The following is a 1,147-nucleotide window of genomic DNA, read 5'->3' on the forward strand; positions in this document are numbered from 1 at the left end:
CCGCGGGTTTCCGCCGTGGCGTCCTGCGCGAAGGGAGGGATGCCTTCGCCTGCAAGGCTCTCAGCGCTCGGATCGTCGAGGAACGGGATCTCGGCCACGGCATTCAGCAGGTCGGCGGTCAGGCCCTGCTCCGCCGCGTTCAGCTCGTGGCGCAGGTCGATCTGCCAGCCTGGCAACACCGAGGCCTCCGCCGTCTCGCGGTGCAGGGAAACCACCGCGACAGCGCCGACCGCAATGGCTGCCACCAGCGCCGCCACCGCCAGCGTCTCGCGCCTGCCCGAGGCTGGCGGCACGATCAGGCGCAGGCCGCTCATGGCTCGATCCCGTCGATGTCGCGCCAGTCGACCTCGACGATATGGCCGGGGCCGGCGTCGAACAGGATGTAGAACTCGCCTTGCGGCTTCGGCACCCGGATGGTCGAGGTCGCGTCGAACGTCCCCGGAACCAGCACCTCCTCCTCATAGGAGATGACATCCACCGTCACGCCCTCGGCGCTGGTGCCGTCGGAGAATCCGCCGGTGCAGGTGATGGCTCCGCCCTGCAGGGCGCAGGTGCAGAAGGGGTAATGCGCGGCGGCGGGCAGCGCCAACAGGGCGGCCAGCGTAAGGCCGAGAGCAAGCCGGGTCAGTGTCATCCTGTGGTCTCCTTCTTGCGAAGCCATGCGGCGGTGGCGGGCGAGGCGCTCTCCAGCGGCACGGCGCCCATGTGCACCGCACCATCCCACTCCTCCACGGTCAGCCAGAGCGCGTCCTCGACACTGGCGCCCGGGGGAATGGGGATGTCCACGAACATCCGCCCCGGCGAGCCGCTGAACAGCGCCCCCGCCGCCCGCAGCGAGCGGGGCTTGCCGATCCGCGCATAGACGGCGCGGATCCGCGCGTCGCACCATGCGCAGAGCCGCAAGATGAACTGCTTGCGATCGCCCGCCACGCCGCCGTCGAGCGGGGCGTCGGCGGTGAATTCGGCCAGCGTCAGATCGAAGGGTCCCACCGCAAAGCTGCCCGCCTCGCGCGCACCGAGCCCGGAAACCCCGCTGAACCGCAGCTGGTCGGCGTAGAACCCCGGGAAGGCGGCCACCGGCACGGCGATGGCCGCGGCGGCAAGATGGAAGCGCCACGTCTGCCACAGGCGACCGAGGCGCCCATTT

At 70.7% G+C, this 1,147-nt stretch carries 3 protein-coding genes; all 3 read right to left on the reverse strand.

Annotation, left to right across the window (positions count from 1 at the left end):
• On the reverse strand, nucleotides 1-314 hold a 314-nt coding region (locus C5F48_RS24015), incomplete at its 3' end, for a DUF6162 family protein (protein WP_258186589.1).
• Nucleotides 311-634, reverse strand: coding sequence for a hypothetical protein (locus C5F48_RS24020; RefSeq protein ID WP_107666153.1), 324 nt, complete (start codon nucleotides 632-634; stop codon nucleotides 311-313). The genes C5F48_RS24020 and C5F48_RS24015, both read right to left, overlap by 4 nt.
• A partial coding sequence (locus tag C5F48_RS24025) for a PA2404 family protein (RefSeq protein WP_219907845.1) occupies nucleotides 631-1,147 on the reverse strand: 517 nt, incomplete at its 5' end. The genes C5F48_RS24025 and C5F48_RS24020, both read right to left, overlap by 4 nt.

It is taken from the genome of Cereibacter changlensis JA139 (genome assembly GCF_003034985.1).
Taxonomy (GTDB): Bacteria; Pseudomonadota; Alphaproteobacteria; order Rhodobacterales; family Rhodobacteraceae; genus Cereibacter; species Cereibacter changlensis.